This is a genomic window from Nocardioides abyssi, from assembly GCF_030412915.1.
In the GTDB taxonomy this organism is placed as follows: domain Bacteria; phylum Actinomycetota; class Actinomycetes; order Propionibacteriales; family Nocardioidaceae; genus Nocardioides; species Nocardioides abyssi.
The window spans coordinates 271160-288704 of sequence record NZ_JAUHJR010000002.1; the positions used below are offsets into that span (position 1 = coordinate 271160).

The window sequence follows — 17545 nt, forward strand, 5'->3', positions numbered from 1 at the left end:
GCTGGTTGAGGAAGGCGCGCCAGCGCCGCACCGCTGGTTGAGGAAGGCGCGCTAGCGCCTGTCTCGAAACCCAGTGACCGTGGTTGCGGCCCTGCGCCCGTCACCGGGTTTCGACACGTTCGGCGCCGGGGCGCCTCACGGCTCAACCAGCGGGCGCGGGCGCGGGGTCAGTCGATCTCGAAGGTCTCGCCGAGCAGGTCGTCCTGCTCGTTGGTGGTGTCCACGCACGGGCTGCCGACCCCGGCGTCCACCTCGCCGGGGTGGCGGCGTGACTCGCCCAGGCTGGCGCGCAGGTCGTCGCGGACGAGGACGGCGTACGGGCGGGGCGTCGTGCCGGCGTTCTCGACCGCCCAGCCGTCGGCCTCGAGGGCCTCGGTGAGCGCGGCGATCGCCTCGGCGGTGGTGCTGTCGGGCTTCGCCGACCCGCCGGCGGTGTACTCCAGCGACGGGGGCTCGGCGCTGCAGACCGACCAGCGACCGCTGAGCGGGCGCAGGTCGAGGCCGACGCCGGAGGCGACGTCGGCGAGCGAGCGCAGCGCGTCCTCGACCTCCGCGCGGGCGGCCTCCGTGGCCTCGGCGCCCTCCTCGGGGCTCACCTTCGGCTCGCCGCAGCCGGTCATCGTCGCTCCCATCAGCACAGCCAGGGTCAGGGCCACCAGTCTCGCGCGCACGCCTCAGCCCCGGTCCCTCGTGCGGGACTCGCCCTCGACGCCGCTGGTCGGGTCGCGGTCCCACTCGGGGTCGCGGGCGAAGTCGTACCAGGGGTCGTAGCTGTGCTCAGCGACGTTCACCTGGTCCCCGTGCCCGTCGACCACGAGCCCGATGTTGTAGAGCGACTCGCTGTCGTGCTGCAGGTAGGAGCCGTGGCCGTCGCCCCAGTTGCGGATGGCGGCCCGGTCGACGTCCTCGGCCTCGAACCGGGTCGCGCCGAAGTCGTCGGAGGACGGGTCGGTCCCCAGGCCGATCGGGCCCTTGCCGACCCAGCCCTCGTCGCCGAGCACCGCCACGATGTCGCGGCTGTCGCGGCCGACGTAGACGTTGTCCTCGCCGACGCTGAAGTCGCTCGCGTGGTCGGCCGGTCCGGCGCCCGGGCTGCCGATCAGCACGACGTCGTCGGCCGCGAGGTCGAAGTCGCCGGCGGCGTACGACGTCGTGGTCGAGCCGTAGCTGTGCCCGATCGCGGTCAGGTGCGCAGGGTCGTCGGAGCGGGAGGCCCGCAGGCCGTCCACCATGTCCGCGAGCCGACGCCCGCCGTCCTCGGCCCGGCCCTCGGTGGCCGTGGCGGGGTCGTAGAACGCGTCGGGCGCGTCGTACCCGAGCCAGAACAGCGTCGCCACGCTCGAGCCGTCGCCGTTGTAGCGGGTCGCCTCGTAGAGGTTGATCATCTGGCCGGTGTAGCCCGTGGTGTCGCCCATCGTGGTGGTGATGCCGGGGGTGAAGACCGCGACGTCGTCGGCCGTGTCGAGGTCACCGACCCCGATCGCGACCCGGCCGTCGCCGTCGAACGCGCCGGGGTCGTAGAGGTGCAGCAGCCCTCCGGGCCGCTCGCCGGTGATCGGGTCCTCGAAGGTGTCGGCGTCCTCCAGCGCCTGCCGCGCCTGCTCGGCGTTGGCCAGCACCCGCTCCTCGGTCTCGGAGATCGTGCCGTCCTCCGACTTCGACCCCAGCGTGGCCAGGTCGTCGTCGAGCACGACCCGGTTGGCGTCGTCGCGGACGGAGGCGGGCAGGCCGTCGGCGGCGCCGACGCGCTCGGGGTACGCCGTGACGACCGCCTCGCGCTCGGCCTCGCTCAGCCCCTCCCACCACTCGCGCACCTGCTCCGGGGTCGCCCCGGAGCCGGGCGCGCCGGGCCGGGCCATCGCGTCCTGGGCGGACTGCGGGATGCCGCCGTCGTCCGCGAGCGCCTCGTCGAGCGAGGTGCCGGCCTCGAAGGCCTGCCGCAGCAGCGTCTCGGCCTCGCGCACCCGGCGCTGGAGGTCGTCGTGGTCGGTGACCAGCTCGGCGTAGTCGGTCCGCAGCTCGGTCGCCCGCTCCCGCAGCGCCGCGACCACCTCGGGCGTCGCCTCGGTGGTGGCGTTGATGTCGGCGATGAGCGTCGTCCGTCGCCCGTCGAGGGCCTCCTTGCGGTCGACCTGCTCCTCGTAGGTGCGCAGGAGGTCGCGGAGGGTGTCGGCGTACGCCGTCACCGCCCGCCCCACGCGCTGCACCGTGGCCGCCATCGCGGCGTGCTCGCCGCCGGCCTCCGCGGTCGCCTCGCGGTAGGCGTCGGCGGCGTCGCCGAACCAGCCCCCGATCCACTGGATGCGGGCGGTCTCGTCGGAGAACTCCTCGTAGCGGCCGGACGCGGTGTAGAGCCCCTCGGCCAGCGTGTCGGCCCCTGCCGGGTCGCCCTCGGGCTTGACCACCTGGGCCGGCTGGGAGGGCGGGACGTCGATCGTGACGGTCATCGGGCCGGCCCCAGCCGTCCGTCGAGGTCGGTGAACCGCTCGTCGGCGCCCTGGTCGGTGCCGCTGTAGTCGGTGACCCGGGCGTCGAGCGCGTCGGCGAAGCCGGTGGCGAGGGTGGAGCTCTCGGCGGCGTACCCCGACCACGCGGTGAGGAAGGCCTGCGCCGCGGACTGCACGCCCGGCGCGAGCGCGGCGACGGACTGGCGGTCGAGCTCCCGCGAGGTCGAGGTCATCAGCTCCGCGAGCGCCTGCCAGTTGGTGCTGCCGAGGGAGAGCTCGGAGTACTCCGCGCCGAAGGTGCTCATGCCTGCCCGTCCTCGGGCTGCTCGTCATCGGCGGGCGCGGCGGGGCGGACGTCGGCGGACCGCGAGCGCAGCACCAGGCGGCCCACGGCCGGGGCCAGCACCAGCTGGAGCTCCTCGCGCACCAGGCCCGTGCCGCGGCCGGCGAGCACGCGGGGCAGCCCGTCGGCGGGGGCGAGGACGTGCCAGCCCTCGGCCGTCAGCGTCTCGACGGCGCGCGCGACGGCGGCGACCGAGGCGGTCGGGTCGGCGTCGTCGAGCCGCACCGTGGTCTCGACGCGGGCCGTCCCGGCCGCGCGGCCGGAGGACCACCGCGTGACCACCTCGGACGGCTCGGCGCCGACCAGGTCGGTCCAGCGCGCGACCGTCTCGTCCTCGGACCGGTGGGCCTCCTCGACCCGCTCCTCGGCCGTCAGCTCCGCGAGCGCCTCGACCTCGGCCGGGTCCGGTCCGACGGCGTCGCCGGCCGGCAGGACCACCACGTCGAGGTCGGGGTGCCGGCGGCGGACGACGGACCAGAACGGGTCGGCCCCGACCTGCTCGGCCGCCTCCGCGCCGGTGACGAAGGGTGGGGTGCTCGCGCTGACCATGGTCCGGGCATACCCCGCCGGGCACCCGCCCACACCGCCCTCGCCCACACCGCCCTCGCCCCCGGCAGGTTTCGAGACAGGCGCCAGGGCGCCTTCCTCAACCAGCCGGGGCGCTGGGTGTCTCAGTAGGACTTGGGCAGGCCCAGGGAGTGCATGGCGACGAAGTTGAGGATCATCTCCCGGCTGACGGGGGCGATCCGGCCGAGGCGGGCGGCGACCAGCATGTTGGCCAGGCCAAGCTCGCGGGTCAGGCCGGAGCCGCCGTGGGTGTGGACGGCGATGTCGGTGGCGTTGCAGGCGACCTCGCCGGCGGCGTACTTGGCCATGTTGGCGTACTCCCCCGCACCCATGTCGTCGCCGGCGTCGTAGAGCGCGGCGGCCTTCTGCTGCAGCAGGCGGGACTGCTCGAGCTCGATCTTGACCTTCGCCAGCGGGTGGGCGATGCCCTGGTGGGCGCCGATGGGCTGGTCCTTCCAGACCTTGCGGGTCTTGGCGTACTCGACGGCCTTGGCGAGCGCGAAGCGCGACATGCCGTTGGAGTACGCCGCGCCCATGATCCGCTCGGGGTTGAGCCCGGCGAAGAGCTGCAGCAGGCCGGCGTCCTCGTCGCCGACGAGCGCGTCGGCGGGGAGCCGGACGTCGTCGAAGAACAGCGTCCACTGCTTCTCGGGGGCGTCGAAGGTCATCTCCAGCGGCTGCTTCTCCAGCCCCGGCGCGTCGGTCGGGACGACGAACAGGCAGGGCTTGAGCTTGCCCGTCCTGGCGTCCGCGGCGCGGCTGACCACGAGGATGCCCTGGGCCTCGTCGACGCCGGAGATCCAGGTCTTCTGGCCCTTGAGCACCCAGCCGTCGCCGTCCCTCGTGGCGGTGGTGGTGATGTTGTGGGAGTTCGAGCCGGCGTCGGCCTCGGTGATGGCGAACGCCATCGTGTACTCCCCCGACGCGATGGCCGGCAGCCACCGAGCCTTCTGCTCCTCGGTGCCGAACCGGCCGATGACCGAGCCGCAGATCGCCTGCGAGACGACCATCATCAGCATCGGCGCGCCGGCGGCCGCGGCCTCCTCGAGCACCGCCGAGAGGTCGCCCATGCCGCCGCCCCCGCCACCGTGCTCCTCGGCGATGTTGACGCCGAGGAAGCCGTGGGCGCCCATGTCCTGCCACAGCTCGGTGGTCTTGCCGCCAGTGCGGGCCTTCTCGGCGACGTACTCGTGGCCGTACTTCGAGGCCAGCGCGAAGACCGCCTTGCGCAGCTCCTGGCGCTCCTCGGGCTCGGCGAACGCGTGCAGGGTCTCGGTCATGACTGCTCCTCCTCGACGACGGCGAGCACCTCGCCGGCTGCGACCTGCTGCCCGGTGGTGACCGGGAGCTCGGTGACCGTGCCGGCGGTCGGCGCCGCCACGGTGTGCTGCATCTTCATGGCCTCCAGGACGAGGACCGGCTGACCGGCCTCGACCGGCTGGCCCTGCTCGACCGCGACGCGGACGACGGTGCCGGGCATCGGCGCGAGCAGGCTGCCGCTCGCGACCTGGTCGGCGGGGTCGACGAACCGCGGCACCCGGGTGAGCCGCACGTGGCCGCGCGGCGAGTCGACGTCGACGGCCTCGGCGCCGAGCGGTCCGCCGACCACGACGTCGTACGCCGTGCGCACGCCGTCGCGCTCGAGCACCACGCGGTCGGGGGTCGCGGCGACGACGGCGATCCCGTCGACGACGTACCCGTCGCGCGTGCCCAGCCACTCGACCGTGGTGACCTCGCCGGCGCGGTCGGCCAGCTCGGTGCGCTGCGGCTGGCTGACCACGTTGCGCCAGGCGACCGGGATGCCGCGCTGGACGGTGCGCGCGGCACCGGCCCGCTCGGCCAACGCCAGGGCTGCGGCGACGTGCGCGCCGGGGTCCGGGGCCGCGTCGGATCGTTGGTCGAACGTTCGATCAACCAGGAGGGCGGTGCTGACGTCCCCGGCGAGGAACGCCGGCGAGCGGAGCACCTCGACCAGGAGGTCGCGGTTGGTGACCAGGCCGTGGATGCGGGCGCGGGAGAGCACCCCGGCGAGCCGACGCGCGGCCTCCTCACGGGTCGGCGCGTGGGCGACGACCTTGGCGAGCATCGCGTCGTAGTGGGTGGAGACCTCCGAGCCGGACTCGAAGCCCGCGTCGACGCGGATGCCCGGGGCGGCCGGCACCTCGAAGGTCGTCAGCACGCCGCTCTGCGGCTGGTAGTCCGCCGCCGGGTCCTCGGCGTAGAGGCGGACCTCGATCGCGTGGCCCTCCGCTGCTGTCACGGCGGGTTTCGAGACAGGCGCCAGCGCGCCTTCCTCAACCAGCCGGGAGTCGCGCTCCGCCGAGCGCAGCTGCAGCGCGACCAGGTCGACCCCGTGCACCAGCTCGGTGACGGGGTGCTCGACCTGGAGGCGGGTGTTCATCTCCAGGAACCAGAACCGCTCGGTGGCCGGGTCGTAGAGGAACTCCACCGTGCCGGCGCCGCGGTAGTCGATCGCCTCGGCGGCCCTGCGGGCCGCCTCGTGCATGGCGGCGCGGACCTCGTCGGAGAGACCGGGGGCGGGCGACTCCTCGACGACCTTCTGGTGGCGGCGCTGGACCGAGCAGTCGCGGTCGCCGAAGACCACCGCGTCGACCAGCTGGACCTCGACGTGGCGGCCGCGCTCGACGTACGGCTCGACGAAGACGGTGCCGTCGCCGAACGCCGACGCCGCCTCCTCCGCCGCCCGGGCGACCTCGGTCTCCAGGTCGGCGAGCGTGCGGACCACGCGCATGCCGCGGCCGCCGCCGCCCGCGGAGGCCTTGACCAGCAGCGGCAGGTCGGCCTCGGTGGGCTGGTCGGGCGCCTCGAGGACGGGGACGCCGGCCTCGCGCATGATCGCCTTGGCGCCGATCTTGGAGCCCATCGCCTCGATCGACTCCGGGCTCGGGCCGACCCAGACCAGGCCGGCGTCGATGACGGCGCGGGCGAAGTCGGCGTTCTCCGACAGGAAGCCGTAGCCGGGGTGGACCGCGTCCGCGCCGGCCCGGCGGGCGGCGTCGAGGAGCAGGTCGACCCGCAGGTAGGTCTCGGCCGGGGTGGCCCCGGGGAGACGCACCGCGAGGTCGGCCTCGCGGACGTAGGGCAGGTCGGCGTCGGGGTCGGAGTGGACCGCGACGGTCCCGATGCCGAGGTCGCGGCAGGTCCGGAAGACCCGGCTCGCGATCTCGGCCCGGTTGGCGACGAGCAGCTTCTTGATCATGGCTGGGTCCTCCGAGGCCTCGGGGTCCCCGCGGCGTTGTTCGCGGAGGAGCGAAGCGGGGGAGCGAAGAACGTCGTGGGGTGAGAGGTCATGGGCGGAACACCCCGAATCGGTCGGTGCCGACGATCGGCTTGTTCTCGATGACGGACAGGCAGATGCCGAGCACGGTGCGGGTGTCGCGGGGGTCGATGACCCCGTCGTCGTAGACCATCCCGGACAGGAAGAACGGCAGGCTCTGCTCCTCGATGGAGGCCTCGACGAACTCCCGCATCGCGGCGTCGCCGGCCTCGTCGTAGTCCTTGCCCTTCGCCTCGGCGGCGGCCCGGGCGACGATGCTCATCACGCCGGCGAGCTGGGCGGGTCCCATGACCGCGGACTTCGCCGACGGCCAGGTGAAGAGGAAGCGGGGGTCGAAGGCGCGGCCGTTCATGCCGTAGTTGCCGGCGCCGTACGACGCGCCCATCACCACCGTCAGGTGCGGCACGGTGGAGTTGGAGATCGCGTTGATCATCATCGCGCCGTGCTTGATGATCCCGCCCTGCTCGTACTCCTGGCCGACCATGTAGCCGGTCGTGTTGTGCAGGAAGAGCAGCGGCGTGTCGGTCTGGTTGGCGAGCTGGACGAACTGCGTCGCCTTCTGCGCCTCCTCGGAGAACAGCACGCCCTGGGCGTTGGCCAGGATGCCGACCGGGCGGCCGTGGATCCGCGCCCAGCCGGTGACCAGCGAGGTGCCGTAGAGCGGCTTGAACTCGTCGAAGGCCACGCCGTTGGTCGCGCTCACGCCGTCGACGACCCGGGCGATGACCTCGCGCGGGTCGAAGGGCTCCTTGAGGTCGGCGGGGACCAGGTCCAGCAGGCCGTCGGGGTCGGCGTCCGGCTCGACGTACCCGGCCCCGCCGGCGGGTTTCGAGACGGTTCCTAGCGGAACCTCCTCAACCAGCCGGGAGCCAGCTTTTCCGGCTGGTTGAGGAAGGCGCGCAGCGCCTGTCGCGAAACCCGCCGGCGCGGACGCCTTGCGCCAGTTGAGCCGGGCGACGATGCGCCGCCCGATGCGGATGGCGTCGCGCTCGTCCTCGGCGAGGTAGTCGGCCAGGCCGGAGGTGCGGGCGTGCATCTCGGCGCCGCCCAGCGACTCGTCGTCGGACTCCTCGCCGGTGGCCATCTTCACCAGCGGCGGGCCGCCGAGGAAGACCTTGGCCTGCTCGCGGACCATCACGGTGTAGTCCGACATGCCCGGCACGTAGGCGCCGCCGGCGGTGGAGTTGCCGAAGACCAGCGCGATCGTCGGCTCCTTGCGGGCGCTGGCGCGGGTGAGGTCGCGGAAGAGCCGACCGCCCGGGATGAAGATCTCCTTCTGGGTCGGCAGGTCCGCGCCGCCGGACTCGACGAGGGAGATCGTGGGCAGACCGTTCTCCTCGGCGACCTGGTTGGCGCGGAAGATCTTCTTCAGCGTCCAGGGGTTCGACGCTCCGCCCTTGACCGTCGGGTCGTGGGCGATGACGAGGCACTCGACGCCCTCGACGACCCCGATGCCGGTGACCACGCTGGCGCCGACAGTGAAGTCCGAGCCCCAGCCCGCCAGCGGCGAGAGCTCGAGGAACGCCGACCCCTCGTCGACGAGCAGCTCGATCCGCTCGCGCGGGGTGAGCTTGCCGCGCGCGTGGTGGCGCTCGACGTACCGCTCGCCGCCGCCGGCGACCGCCTTGGCCTGCTCGGCGTCGAGCTCGGCGATCTTCGCGAGCATCGCCGCGCGGTTGCCCACACCCACCACCCCGGTCCCGGTCTCGGCCTCGGCCTCGGTCACTTCGTGTAGCCGAGCAGCTTGGCGGCGAGGTCGGTCAGCACCTCCGTCGCGCCGCCGCCGATGGGCAGGAGGCGGGCGTCGCGGTAGTGCATCTCGACCTCGGTGCCGTTCATGTAGCCGGCGCCGCCGAAGAGCTGGACGGCCTCGTGGCAGACGAAGGTCGCGGTCTCGCACGCGGTCTGCTTGGCCAGGCAGGCCTCGGCGATGACGGACTCGCCGGCCACGTGGCGGCGGGCCACCTCGTGGGTGTAGGCGCGGGCGACCTCGACCTGGCGGTGCATCTCGACGAGCTTGTGCCGCACGACCTGGCGCTTGATGAGCGGCTCGCCGAAGGTCTCGCGCTGCTGGCAGTACTCCTTGGCCAGCGCCAGCGAGCGGGCCGCGATGCCGTAGGCGTGGACGGCGATGGCCATCCGCTCGACGACGAACTGCTCGGCGATGTACCAGAAGCCGGCGTTCTCCTCGCCGACGAGGTTGCCGACCGGCACCCGCACGTCGACGTACGACAGCTCCGCGGTGTCCGAGCAGTGCCAGCCCATCTTCTCCAGCTTGCGGGTCACGCTGAAGCCGGGTGTGTCGGTGTCGACGACGAGCAGGCTGACGCCGCCGGCGCCGGGGCCGCCGGTGCGGACCGCGGTGGTCACGAAGTCGGCGCGGGTGGCGCTGGTGATGAAGGTCTTGGAGCCGTTGACGACGTAGTGGTCGCCGTCCCGCACCGCGGTGGTGCGCAGGTTGCCGACGTCCGAGCCGCCGCCGGGCTCGGTGATGCCGAGCGAGCCGATCGTCTCGCCGGCCAGCGTCGGGCGGACGTAGCGGTCGACGAGGTCCGCCGAGCCGTGCGCGGAGGTGTGCGGCAGCGCGATGCCGTGGGTGAACAGCGCCGAGAGCAGGCCGCTGGACGCGCCGGCGGAGAGCATGCCCTCCTGGAGCGCGATGGTGTCGAGCAGGTCGCCGCCCTCGCCGCCCTGCTCCTCGGGGAAGCTGATGCCGAGCAGACCCTGCTTGGCCGCGCTGACGTGCAGCTCGCGCGGGATCTCGCGCGCGGCCTCCCAGTCGGCGAGGTGTGGCGCGACCTCGCGCCGGGTGAACTCCGCACCCAGCTCGGTCAGCGCCTGTCGGTGGTCGGTCTGGTCACCCTGGTCGATGGTGGCGTTCTGGCTCACAAGAGTCCTTCCTGGACGTGCACGACGCGCGAGCGGACCCACTCGCCGAGCCCCTTGGCCTGCGGGTCGAAGCGGGTCGACGCGGCGACCCCCCGCCCGAGCAGGCCCTTGATGACGACGTTCACCGCGCCGAGGTTCGGCAGCAGGTAGACCTGGACCGCGTCCGGCGGCAGGTCGGCGGCCTCGGGCACCAGCTCGCGCACCTTGCGGGGCGTGATGAGCTTCGAGAGCCAGGTGGTGCGGGCCTCGTCCAGCTCGGCGTCGCCCGTGCGGGCCACCCAGAGCCCGAGGTTGGCGTCGCCGCCCTTGTCGCCCGAGCGGGCGTGGACGAAGGTGCCGAGCGGGGCCCGGCGGGTCAGGGAGTCCAGCGGCGCCGGGTACGGCGAGGGCCGCCGGCCGCTGTCGTCGGCCTCCTCGGCCGCGACCGCGATCGCCGTCGGCGGGTCGGCCACGACCTCGCGCCGGCCGTCGGCGTGGACGACCGTGTGGGCCACGGCCGAGCGGTCGACGTACGCCGCGCGGTAGACGCCGTACGGCGTGGGGGCGGCGGGCGGGCCGGTCATGATGAAGCCGGGGTACGACGCCAGCGCGAGCTCGACCGCGGGGCCGGTGAACGCCTTGCCGGCGGGGCCGGCGTCGGGGTCCATGACGGTGACCCGCAGCAGGGCGGACGCGCCCTCCTCGGTGTCGGCATCGGCCGGGGGCAGGGCGGTACGGGTCCAGGTGACCGACTCCGCGGTGAGCGCGGGGGCGAGCTGCTCGCGCAGCCAGTCGGCCTTGGCGTCGATGTCGAGGCCGGTGAGCACGAACTCCGCGGTGTTGCGGAAGCCGCCGAGCTCGTTGACGCAGACCTTGAGCCGCTCCGGCGGGGCCTCGCCGCGGGCGCCGGTGATCGCGACCCGGTCCTCGCCGAGGTCCTCGAGCCGGACGGTGTCGAGCAGGGTGGTGACGTCGGGGCCGAGATAGCGGGTCGACTGGATCTCGTAGACGAGCTGCGCGGTGACGGTGTCGACGGTGACCGCGCCACCGGTGCCGGCGTGCTTGGTGATGACGCTCGAGCCGTCGGCCGCGATCTCGGCGAGCGGGAAGCCGAGCGACTTGGTGGGGTCCATCCGGCCGCTCGAGATCAGCTCGCGGAAGCCGGAGAAGTTGCCGCCGGTGGCCTGGGTGCCGCACTCGAGCACGTGGCCGGCGACGACGGCGCCGGCCAGCTCGTCGTACGACTCCGGCGTCCAGCCGTGGTGGGCCACCGCCGGACCGACGACGAGGCTGGCGTCGGTGACCCGGCCGGTGACGACGACGTCGGCGCCGCCGGTCAACGCGGCGGCGATGCCGAAGCCGCCGAGGTAGGCGTTGGCGGTGAGTGCACCGGTCAGGCCCAGCTCGTCGGCGCGGGGGCGCAGGTCGTCGCCCTCGACGTGGGCGACGGCGACGTCGAGCCCGAGGCCACGGGCGACCTCGAGGACCTTGGCGGCCAGGCCGGCAGGGTTGAGCCCGCCGGCGTTGCTGACGATGCGGGTGCCGCGCTCGAGCGCGAGGCCGAGGCAGTCCTCGAGCTGGCGGACGAAGGTGCGCGCGTAGCCGAGGCTCGCGTCCCTCATCGCGTCCTTGCCGAGGATGAGCATGGTCAGCTCGGCCAGGTAGTCGCCGGTGAGCACGTCGAGCCCGGGTCCGCCGTCGGAGCCGCCCTCGAGCATCTCGCGCATCGCGGCCAACCGGTCGCCGTAGAAGCCGGAGCAGTTGCCGATCCGCAGGACCTCAGCCACGGCGGGCCCGCCCCTCGCCCGGAGGCCCGGCGAAGCACTGGGCCACGTCCAGCCACCGGTCGGCGTCGGGCCCGACGGCCACCAGGTCGGTGTCGCCGCGGTGCACCCGCTGCGTGACGAGGCGGGCGAGGTCGAGGGCGGAGCCGGTGACCGACTGGGGGGCGTCCACCGGGCCGAAGGCCCAGGTCTCGCCGCTCGGGGCGGTCACCTGCACGCGGAGCTCCTCGGCCGGCACCGGCAGGCCGCGCGTGGCGAAGGAGAAGTCGCGGGTGCGGACGCCGAGGAAGACCACGTGCTTGATCCGGTCGGTGACCGGCAGCTCGCGGCCGAGCGCCTCGTGGACGTCGAGCGAGTGCGCCCAGGTCTCCATGAACCGCGCGGTCACCATCGAGGAGGGCGACATCGGCGGGCCGAACCACGGCATCCGGGTGCCGGCCGGGACCTCGCGCAGCGCGCGGCTGAGCGCCACGCGCGCGGTGCCCCACCGGGCCAGCAGGGCCTGCGGCGCCAGGGCGGCGATCTCGTGGGCCCCGGTGTCGACGAAGCCCTCGGGGTCGGCCGCTGCCCCGTGGACCAGCTCCTCCCAGGCGGCGGCGGCCGCGGCGTCACCGGAGGCCGACTGCGCGGAGTGCACGGCCACCTCGTCGGTCCACACCAGGTGCGCCACCTGGGTCGCGACGCTCCAGCCCGGCGCGGGGGTGGGCGTGGCCCAGCCGTCCGCGTCGAGCCCCGACACGACGGCGGACAGCTGGTCGCCCTCGGCCCGCAGGTCCGCGAGCAGGTCCTTGAGCAGGGTCATCGGTCGTCCTTCCCGGGGGCGTGCGCCCCGGTCGTCTCCGGGCCGGCTCCGGCGGCGATCGCCGCGTCGAGCGTGTCGGCCCACTGGTCGAGGATGCGCCGGCGTCGTCGGGCGTCGTCGGTGATCGTGTCGGCGAGGCCCAGGCCGCGCACGAGGTCGAGCGTCGCCTGCACCAGCTCGCGCACGCCCGGCTGCGACTCGTCCGCACCGAGCAGCTCGACGGTCATCCGGTGCGTCTCGCGGCCGATCCGCTGCTCCAGCGGCGCGACCGCCTCCATCAGCGCCTCGTCGGTGCGGGCGGCGACCCACAGCTCGAGCGCGGCGACGAAGAGCGGCGAGGCGAAGTGGTCGCCGAGCATGTGCAGCACCGCGCGGGTGCGGCGCCGGCCCGTCGGCAGCGCCGCGGCGGCCGCGGCGAGCTCGTCGCGGCGTACGTCGGAGAGGTGCTCGACCGCCGCGACGACCAGTGCGTTCTTGGTCGGGAAGTGGTGCAGCTGCGCGCCGCGGCTGACGCCGGCCCGCTCGCTGACCAGCGTGGTGGACGTGCCGCTGAAGCCGCGCTCGACCAGGCACTCCACGGTTGCCTCGAGCAGCCGGGCCCGCATCGCGCGGGTCCGGTCCTCCTGGCGGACGCGCGTCGCGCCGGTCGGGGTGCTCACGACGCCAGCATGACCCCGGTGAGCACAAACAGTCAAGCCTGACTGTTTGTTTGTGCCGACCGGTCGGGCAGACTGCGCGCATGACGACGACTCTCATCACCGGCGCGTCCAGCGGCCTGGGCGCGGAGATGGCCCGCCAGCTCGCGGCGCGGGGCCACGACCTGGCCCTCTGCGCGCGCCGCGAGGAGCGGCTGGCCGAGCTCCGCGCGGAGATCCTCGCCGCGCACCCCGAGCGCCGGGTCGAGGTCCGCACCCTCGACGTGCTCGACGAGGACGCCGTCCTCGAGACCTTCCGCGCGTTCCGCCGCGACCTCGGCTCGCTCGACCGGGTCGTCGTCAACGCCGGCCTCGGCAAGGGCGCCCCGCTCGGCACAGGTGGCCACGCGGCCAACCGGGAGACCGCGATGACCAACTTCGTCGGCGCGCTCACCCAGACCGAGGCCGCGATGGAGGCCTTCCGCGAGCAGCAGGCCGGCCACCTCGTCATGGTGTCCTCGATGTCGGCCATGCGCGGCATGCCGAAGACGATGACGACGTACGCCGCCACGAAGATCGGCGCCGCCTACCTCGCCGAGGGCATCCGCAACGAGCTCCACGGCAAGCCGCTCGGCCGGACCGTGAAGGTGACCGTGCTCTACCCCGGCTACATCGCCTCGGAGATGAACGAGAAGGTCGCGCAGAAGACCAAGATGATGGTGCCCACCGACGTCGGCGTCCGCGCGATGGTCGAGGCGATCGAGAAGCAGGTCGACTCCGCCTGCGTCCCCCGCCTGCCCTGGGCCCCGCTCTCGGTCGTGATGAAGCACGCGCCGCTCGGGGTGCTCAAGAAGCTCATGTGAGCGCCGGTGGACCGCCCGGGACCGCCACTCCACGGCCTTTCCTGGCGCTTCGCGGCCAATGCGATGGCCGTGAAGCGTGAGGATCCCAAGTTGACTTGGGATGTTCCCGCTTCGCGGCCTTTCCTCCACCTCGGCGGTCAGCGGTAGGTGAGGGTGTCCCCCTCGAGGTGGGCGTGCTCGTTGAACGTGAGCAGCCGGGCGCCGGTAGAGCCGACGACGACGCGGGAGTAGGAGGAGTTCACGACGACCGTGTTGAACCGGCCCCACAGCCGGGCGGTCGTGGCGTCGTCGCCGTCGGGGTCGACCAGCGCCGCGGCGGCCACCGCGATCGGCCCGCCGGAGCTGACCACGACGACGGTGCCGCCCGGGCCGGCCTGGGCGCAGGCCCGGCCGAGCGCGTCGCGGACGCGGCCGACGAAGCCCGACCACGGCTCGGGGTACGCCGCGTCGTCGCCGCCGGCGGACCAGCGCGCGGTCGCCTGCTCGAAGGCCTGCTGGAACGCCCGCCGGTCGTGGGTCGAGGTGGCGAGGTCGGGGTGGGCCGCGACCACGCCGAGGTGGTCGAACTCGTCCCACCCGGCGTCGACCTCGACGGCGGTCGACCAGCCGGCGCCGGCGAGCATCCCCTCGGCGGTCTCGCGGTGCCGCCGCATGTCGCCGCGGAGCACGACGTCCGGCTTCAGGCCGTGCCCGGCGAGGTGCTCGCCCAGCAGCCGGGCCTGCTCGTGACCGGTCTCGGAGAGCACGTCGTAGTCGTCGGCGCCGAAGGACGCCTGCCCGTGCCGGACCAGCACCAGGACGCCCATCAGGCGGCCCCGCCCTCATCAGCACCGTGCTCGGCGATGAGCCGGCGGCAGCGCGCCTCGAGGTAGGCCACGACCTGGCCGAGCACCGCGTGCGACTCGTTGGTGGTCTGCTGGTGGACGTAGCGGTACCAGATCTGCTGGGCGATGACCGCGAGCCGGAAGAGCCCGAAGACCTCGTAGAACAGCCGCTGCTCAGGGGTGACCTGGTGCCCGGTGCGGGCGCAGTACCGCTCGACGAGCTGGTCGCGCGTCCACATGCCCGGCGCGTTGGTGGGCTGGCGGCGGAACAGCTGGAACAGCTCGTCGTCGTCCGCCTCGACCCAGTAGGCCAGCGTCGAGGACAGGTCCATGAGCGGGTCGCCCACGGTCGCCATCTCCCAGTCGAGGACGGCGCGCACCTCCAGCTGCCCGCGGTCGTCGTCGAGCACCAGGTTGTCGAACCGGAAGTCGTTGTGGATGAGCACCTGCGCCACGTCCGCGGGCTGGTGCTCCTCGATCCACGTCACGACGTCGGACCAGTCGCCGGTGTCGTCGGTGCGTGCGTCCGCCATCCGCCCGACCCACCCGCGCACCTGCCGGCCGACGTACCCCTCGCCGCGGCCGAGCGCCGCCAGCTCGGGGACCGCGGCCACGTCCACCGAGTGCAGCGCGACGAGCACGTCGAGCGCCCGCTCGCACAGCGCGTCGGCCTCCGCGGCGCTGACCTCGCGGGGGAACTCCGAGCGCAGGATCAGCCCGGGCACCTTCTCCATGACGTAGAACTCCGAGCCGATCACGGACTCGTCGGTGCAGTGGCCGACCATCGCTGCGACGTGGGGGAAGACCGGCGCGAGCGCCGACTGGATGCGGTGCTCGCGACCCATGTCGTGGGCGCCGGCGGCCTTCCTGCCGGCCGGCGGGCGGCGCAGGATCAGCTCGCGGTCGCCGGCGACGAGCAGGTAGGTGAGGTTCGACGCGCCGCCGCTGAACTGGCGGACCTCCTCGATCGGACCCACCCCCGCGCCGATGCCGTCGAGCCACGCGCTGACGGCCGCCGCGTCGAAGGCGTCCTCCTCGCGCACCGGCCGCGCCGGGTTGCCGCTGTCGGTCGCGCTCACGCCTGGCCCCCCGTCCGTCCCATGCGGTCGAGCTTGGCCGCCTGCGCGCGCATGACGGCGTTGTACGTCGCCCGGTCACCGACCTTCAGCGCGTAGGCGTCGCGGGCGGCCTGGTCGGGCAGGATCACCTCGTCGCCGCGCTCGAGCCCGTCGAGGACCGCCGCGGCGACCTCCTCGGCGCTCGTCGGGGACTCGTCGACGAGCTTGCTCATCACCGCGCCGAGGGTGGTGTCGCTGCCGCGCAGCGAGCTCATCAGGTTGGTGCGGAAGTACGACGGGCAGACCACGTGGGCGCTCACGCCGTACGACGCCAGCTCGTGGCCGGTGGTCTCGGTGAGGGCGACGACGGCCGCCTTGACGGCGTTGTACGACGCCATCCCGCCCGGGTGCACCAGGCCGGCCAGCGAGGCGACGTTGACGATCCGCCCGGACCCCTGCCGCTTGAGCATCGGCACGAACGCCCGCGTGCCGCGGACCGCGCCGAACAGGTTGATCTCGGTGATCCACTGCCACTCGTCGAGGGTCGCGACGTCGAGCCGTCCGCCGCCCGCGACGCCGGCGTTGTTGACCAGCACGTCGAGGCCGCCCCAGGTGCGCTCGACGTGCTCGACCGCGGCGGCCCAGTCCTCGTCGGAGGTGATGTCGAGGCGGAGGTCGGCCCCCTCGGCCAGGTCGGTCGCCAGGACCTCGTCCCCGCGGGCGCGGAACGCCTCGGTGAGCGCCTTGCCCAGGCCGGAGGAGGCGCCGGTGACGAGGACGCGCGCGCCGGTCATCGCTTGGCTCCGTGCTTGCCGAGCTCGAGGCGGGCGACGACGCCGCGGTGCACCTCGTCGGGGCCGTCGGCCAGGCGCAGGGCGCGGGCCGCGGTCCAGGCGCCGGCGAGGGGGAAGTCGCTGGACAGGCCGCCGCCGCCATGGATCTGCATGGCCATGTCGATGACCTGCTGGGCCATGTTGGGCACGGCCACCTTGATCTGGGAGACCTCGGACAGCGCGTTGATCGGGCCGCCGACGTCGAGCTTCCAGGCGGTGTTGAGCACGAGCAGGCGGGCGGAGTCGATGGCGATGCGCGCGTCGGCGATCCGCTCCCTGTTGCCGCCGAGGTTGATGATCGGCTTGCCGAACGCGGTGCGCTCCAGGCCGCGCGTGCACGCCAGCTCCAGCGCGGCCTCCGCGAGGCCGATCAGCCGCATGCAGTGGTGGACGCGGCCGGGGCCGAGGCGGCCCTGGGCGATCGCGAACGCCTCGCCGGGCCCGCTGATGATGTTCGAGACCGGCACCCGGACGTCGGTGAAGGACACCTCGCCGTGGCCGAGCGGCTCGTCCTGCATCCCCATCGTGTCGAGCAGCCGCTCGATCCGCACGCCGGGGGTGTCGCGGGGCACGAGCACCATCGAGTGCCGGCGGTGCCGGTCGGCCTCGGGGTCGGTGAGCCCCATGAAGACGAAGATCTTGCAGTCGGGGTGCCCGACGCCGGTCGACCACCACTTGCGGCCGTTGATGACGACCTCGTCGCCGTCGACGACCGCCGTGGCCTCCATGTTGGTGGCGTCGGAGGACGCGACGCCCGGCTCGGTCATCGTGAAGGCCGAACGGATCCGGCCATCGAGCAGCGGCTCGAGCCAGTCCTTCCTCTGCTGCTCGCTGCCGTAGCGGAGCAGCACCTCCATGTTGCCGGTGTCGGGCGCGTTGCAGTTGAGCACCAGCGGCGCGATCGCCGAGCGACCGGTCAGCTCCGCGATCGGCGCGTAGTCGACGTTGGTCAGCCCCTCGCCGCCGTCGGCGCCGAACCGCGCGGCGTACTCCCCGGCGTGCTCCTTGGGCAGGAAGAGGTTCCACAGGCCGCGCTCGCGGGCCTTGGCCTTGAGCTCGTCGAGGAGGGCCAGCGGCTGCCGCCACGGGTCGCCGGTGCGGCGGGCCTCGGCGAGGTCGGCGTGGTACTGCGGCTCGACCGGCTCGACCTCCTCGGCCAGGAACGCGCGGACGCGCTCGGTGAGGTCGGCGGCCCGAGGGGACGGGGAGAAGTCCATGCCGCG

The 17545-nt window shown here is 73.7% G+C and carries 16 protein-coding genes; 1 reads left to right on the plus strand and 15 read right to left on the minus strand.

Annotated elements, in window-relative coordinates; genetic code table 11:
- Positions 1 to 167: 167 nt before the first annotated feature.
- The 11 genes from QWY29_RS06390 to QWY29_RS06440 form a co-directional block, all read right to left on the minus strand.
- Positions 168 to 671: a lipoprotein LppJ family protein gene (locus QWY29_RS06390; protein ID WP_300959863.1), complete on the minus strand. Its 504-nt coding sequence runs from the start codon at positions 669 to 671 to the stop codon at positions 168 to 170.
- Between the two features lie 3 nt (positions 672 to 674).
- Complete coding sequence (locus tag QWY29_RS06395; protein WP_300959864.1) at positions 675 to 2447, minus strand: alpha/beta hydrolase; 1773 nt, start codon at positions 2445 to 2447, stop codon at positions 675 to 677.
- Positions 2444 to 2752, minus strand: coding sequence for a hypothetical protein (locus QWY29_RS06400; protein ID WP_300959865.1), 309 nt, complete (start codon positions 2750 to 2752; stop codon positions 2444 to 2446). Before QWY29_RS06400 ends, QWY29_RS06395 begins: the two co-directional genes overlap by 4 nt.
- A complete protein-coding gene (locus tag QWY29_RS06405; RefSeq protein ID WP_300959866.1) occupies positions 2749 to 3339 on the minus strand; it encodes a hypothetical protein in 591 nt (196 codons plus the stop codon). The genes QWY29_RS06400 and QWY29_RS06405 overlap by 4 nt, the downstream gene beginning before the upstream one ends.
- Positions 3340 to 3461: 122 nt before the next feature.
- A complete protein-coding gene (locus QWY29_RS06410) occupies positions 3462 to 4637 on the minus strand; it encodes an acyl-CoA dehydrogenase family protein (protein ID WP_439117395.1) in 1176 nt (391 codons plus the stop codon).
- Complete coding sequence (locus tag QWY29_RS06415) at positions 4634 to 6577, minus strand: acetyl/propionyl/methylcrotonyl-CoA carboxylase subunit alpha (RefSeq protein ID WP_300959867.1); 1944 nt, start codon at positions 6575 to 6577, stop codon at positions 4634 to 4636. Before QWY29_RS06415 ends, QWY29_RS06410 begins: the two co-directional genes overlap by 4 nt.
- 88 nt (positions 6578 to 6665) lie before the next feature.
- On the minus strand, positions 6666 to 8321 hold the full coding sequence (locus tag QWY29_RS06420; RefSeq protein WP_300960386.1) for an acyl-CoA carboxylase subunit beta: 1656 nt from the start codon (positions 8319 to 8321) through the stop codon (positions 6666 to 6668).
- A 56-nt stretch (positions 8322 to 8377) separates the two neighbouring features.
- Positions 8378 to 9544, minus strand: a complete 1167-nt coding sequence (locus QWY29_RS06425) for an acyl-CoA dehydrogenase family protein (RefSeq protein WP_300959868.1) — start codon at positions 9542 to 9544, stop codon at positions 8378 to 8380.
- A complete protein-coding gene (locus tag QWY29_RS06430; protein WP_300959869.1) occupies positions 9541 to 11310 on the minus strand; it encodes an acyclic terpene utilization AtuA family protein in 1770 nt (589 codons plus the stop codon). Before QWY29_RS06430 ends, QWY29_RS06425 begins: the two co-directional genes overlap by 4 nt.
- Positions 11303 to 12109: a TIGR03084 family metal-binding protein gene (locus QWY29_RS06435; RefSeq protein WP_300959870.1), complete on the minus strand. Its 807-nt coding sequence runs from the start codon at positions 12107 to 12109 to the stop codon at positions 11303 to 11305. The genes QWY29_RS06430 and QWY29_RS06435 overlap by 8 nt, the downstream gene beginning before the upstream one ends.
- The gene (locus QWY29_RS06440; protein WP_336621828.1) at positions 12106 to 12768 is read right to left on the minus strand and encodes a TetR/AcrR family transcriptional regulator; all 663 of its coding nucleotides are present in this window, start codon (positions 12766 to 12768) and stop codon (positions 12106 to 12108) included. The genes QWY29_RS06435 and QWY29_RS06440 overlap by 4 nt, the downstream gene beginning before the upstream one ends.
- A gap of 80 nt (positions 12769 to 12848) precedes the next feature.
- Here QWY29_RS06440 and QWY29_RS06445 point away from each other — a divergent pair, with 80 nt between their 5' ends.
- Positions 12849 to 13607: an SDR family oxidoreductase gene (locus QWY29_RS06445; protein WP_300959871.1), complete on the plus strand. Its 759-nt coding sequence runs from the start codon at positions 12849 to 12851 to the stop codon at positions 13605 to 13607.
- Between the two features lie 137 nt (positions 13608 to 13744).
- Here the strand turns inward: QWY29_RS06445 and QWY29_RS06450 are convergent, their stop codons facing one another.
- From QWY29_RS06450 to QWY29_RS06465, 4 genes are read right to left on the minus strand one after another with little or no spacing between them, the layout of a single operon-like run.
- The gene (locus QWY29_RS06450) at positions 13745 to 14413 is read right to left on the minus strand and encodes a histidine phosphatase family protein (RefSeq protein ID WP_300959872.1); all 669 of its coding nucleotides are present in this window, start codon (positions 14411 to 14413) and stop codon (positions 13745 to 13747) included.
- The gene (locus QWY29_RS06455) at positions 14413 to 15510 is read right to left on the minus strand and encodes a phosphotransferase family protein (RefSeq protein ID WP_300959873.1); all 1098 of its coding nucleotides are present in this window, start codon (positions 15508 to 15510) and stop codon (positions 14413 to 14415) included. Before QWY29_RS06455 ends, QWY29_RS06450 begins: the two co-directional genes overlap by 1 nt.
- Entirely contained in the window at positions 15507 to 16283 is a 777-nt protein-coding gene (locus tag QWY29_RS06460; RefSeq protein WP_300959874.1) for an SDR family NAD(P)-dependent oxidoreductase, read from the minus strand. The genes QWY29_RS06455 and QWY29_RS06460 overlap by 4 nt, the downstream gene beginning before the upstream one ends.
- Positions 16280 to 17539: an acyl-CoA dehydrogenase family protein gene (locus QWY29_RS06465; RefSeq protein WP_300959875.1), complete on the minus strand. Its 1260-nt coding sequence runs from the start codon at positions 17537 to 17539 to the stop codon at positions 16280 to 16282. The genes QWY29_RS06460 and QWY29_RS06465 overlap by 4 nt, the downstream gene beginning before the upstream one ends.
- Positions 17540 to 17545: the final 6 nt, after the last annotated feature.

Excerpts from the sequence above, each read along its gene's own strand:
- QWY29_RS06395 (WP_300959864.1), bottom strand. The coding sequence starts at position 2,447 with ATGACCGTCACGATCGACGTCCCGCCCTCCCAGCCGGCCCAGGTGGTC.
- QWY29_RS06400 (WP_300959865.1), bottom strand. The coding sequence starts at position 2,752 with ATGAGCACCTTCGGCGCGGAGTACTCCGAGCTCTCCCTCGGCAGCACC.
- QWY29_RS06405 (WP_300959866.1), bottom strand. The coding sequence starts at position 3,339 with ATGGTCAGCGCGAGCACCCCACCCTTCGTCACCGGCGCGGAGGCGGCC.
- QWY29_RS06410 (WP_439117395.1), bottom strand. The coding sequence starts at position 4,637 with ATGACCGAGACCCTGCACGCGTTCGCCGAGCCCGAGGAGCGCCAGGAG.
- QWY29_RS06415 (WP_300959867.1), bottom strand. The coding sequence starts at position 6,577 with ATGATCAAGAAGCTGCTCGTCGCCAACCGGGCCGAGATCGCGAGCCGG.
- QWY29_RS06420 (WP_300960386.1), bottom strand. The coding sequence starts at position 8,321 with ATGCTCGCGAAGATCGCCGAGCTCGACGCCGAGCAGGCCAAGGCGGTC.
- QWY29_RS06435 (WP_300959870.1), bottom strand. The coding sequence starts at position 12,109 with ATGACCCTGCTCAAGGACCTGCTCGCGGACCTGCGGGCCGAGGGCGAC.
- QWY29_RS06445 (WP_300959871.1), top strand. The coding sequence starts at position 12,849 with ATGACGACGACTCTCATCACCGGCGCGTCCAGCGGCCTGGGCGCGGAG.
- QWY29_RS06450 (WP_300959872.1), bottom strand. The coding sequence starts at position 14,413 with ATGGGCGTCCTGGTGCTGGTCCGGCACGGGCAGGCGTCCTTCGGCGCC.
- QWY29_RS06460 (WP_300959874.1), bottom strand. The coding sequence starts at position 16,283 with ATGACCGGCGCGCGCGTCCTCGTCACCGGCGCCTCCTCCGGCCTGGGC.
- QWY29_RS06465 (WP_300959875.1), bottom strand. The coding sequence starts at position 17,539 with ATGGACTTCTCCCCGTCCCCTCGGGCCGCCGACCTCACCGAGCGCGTC.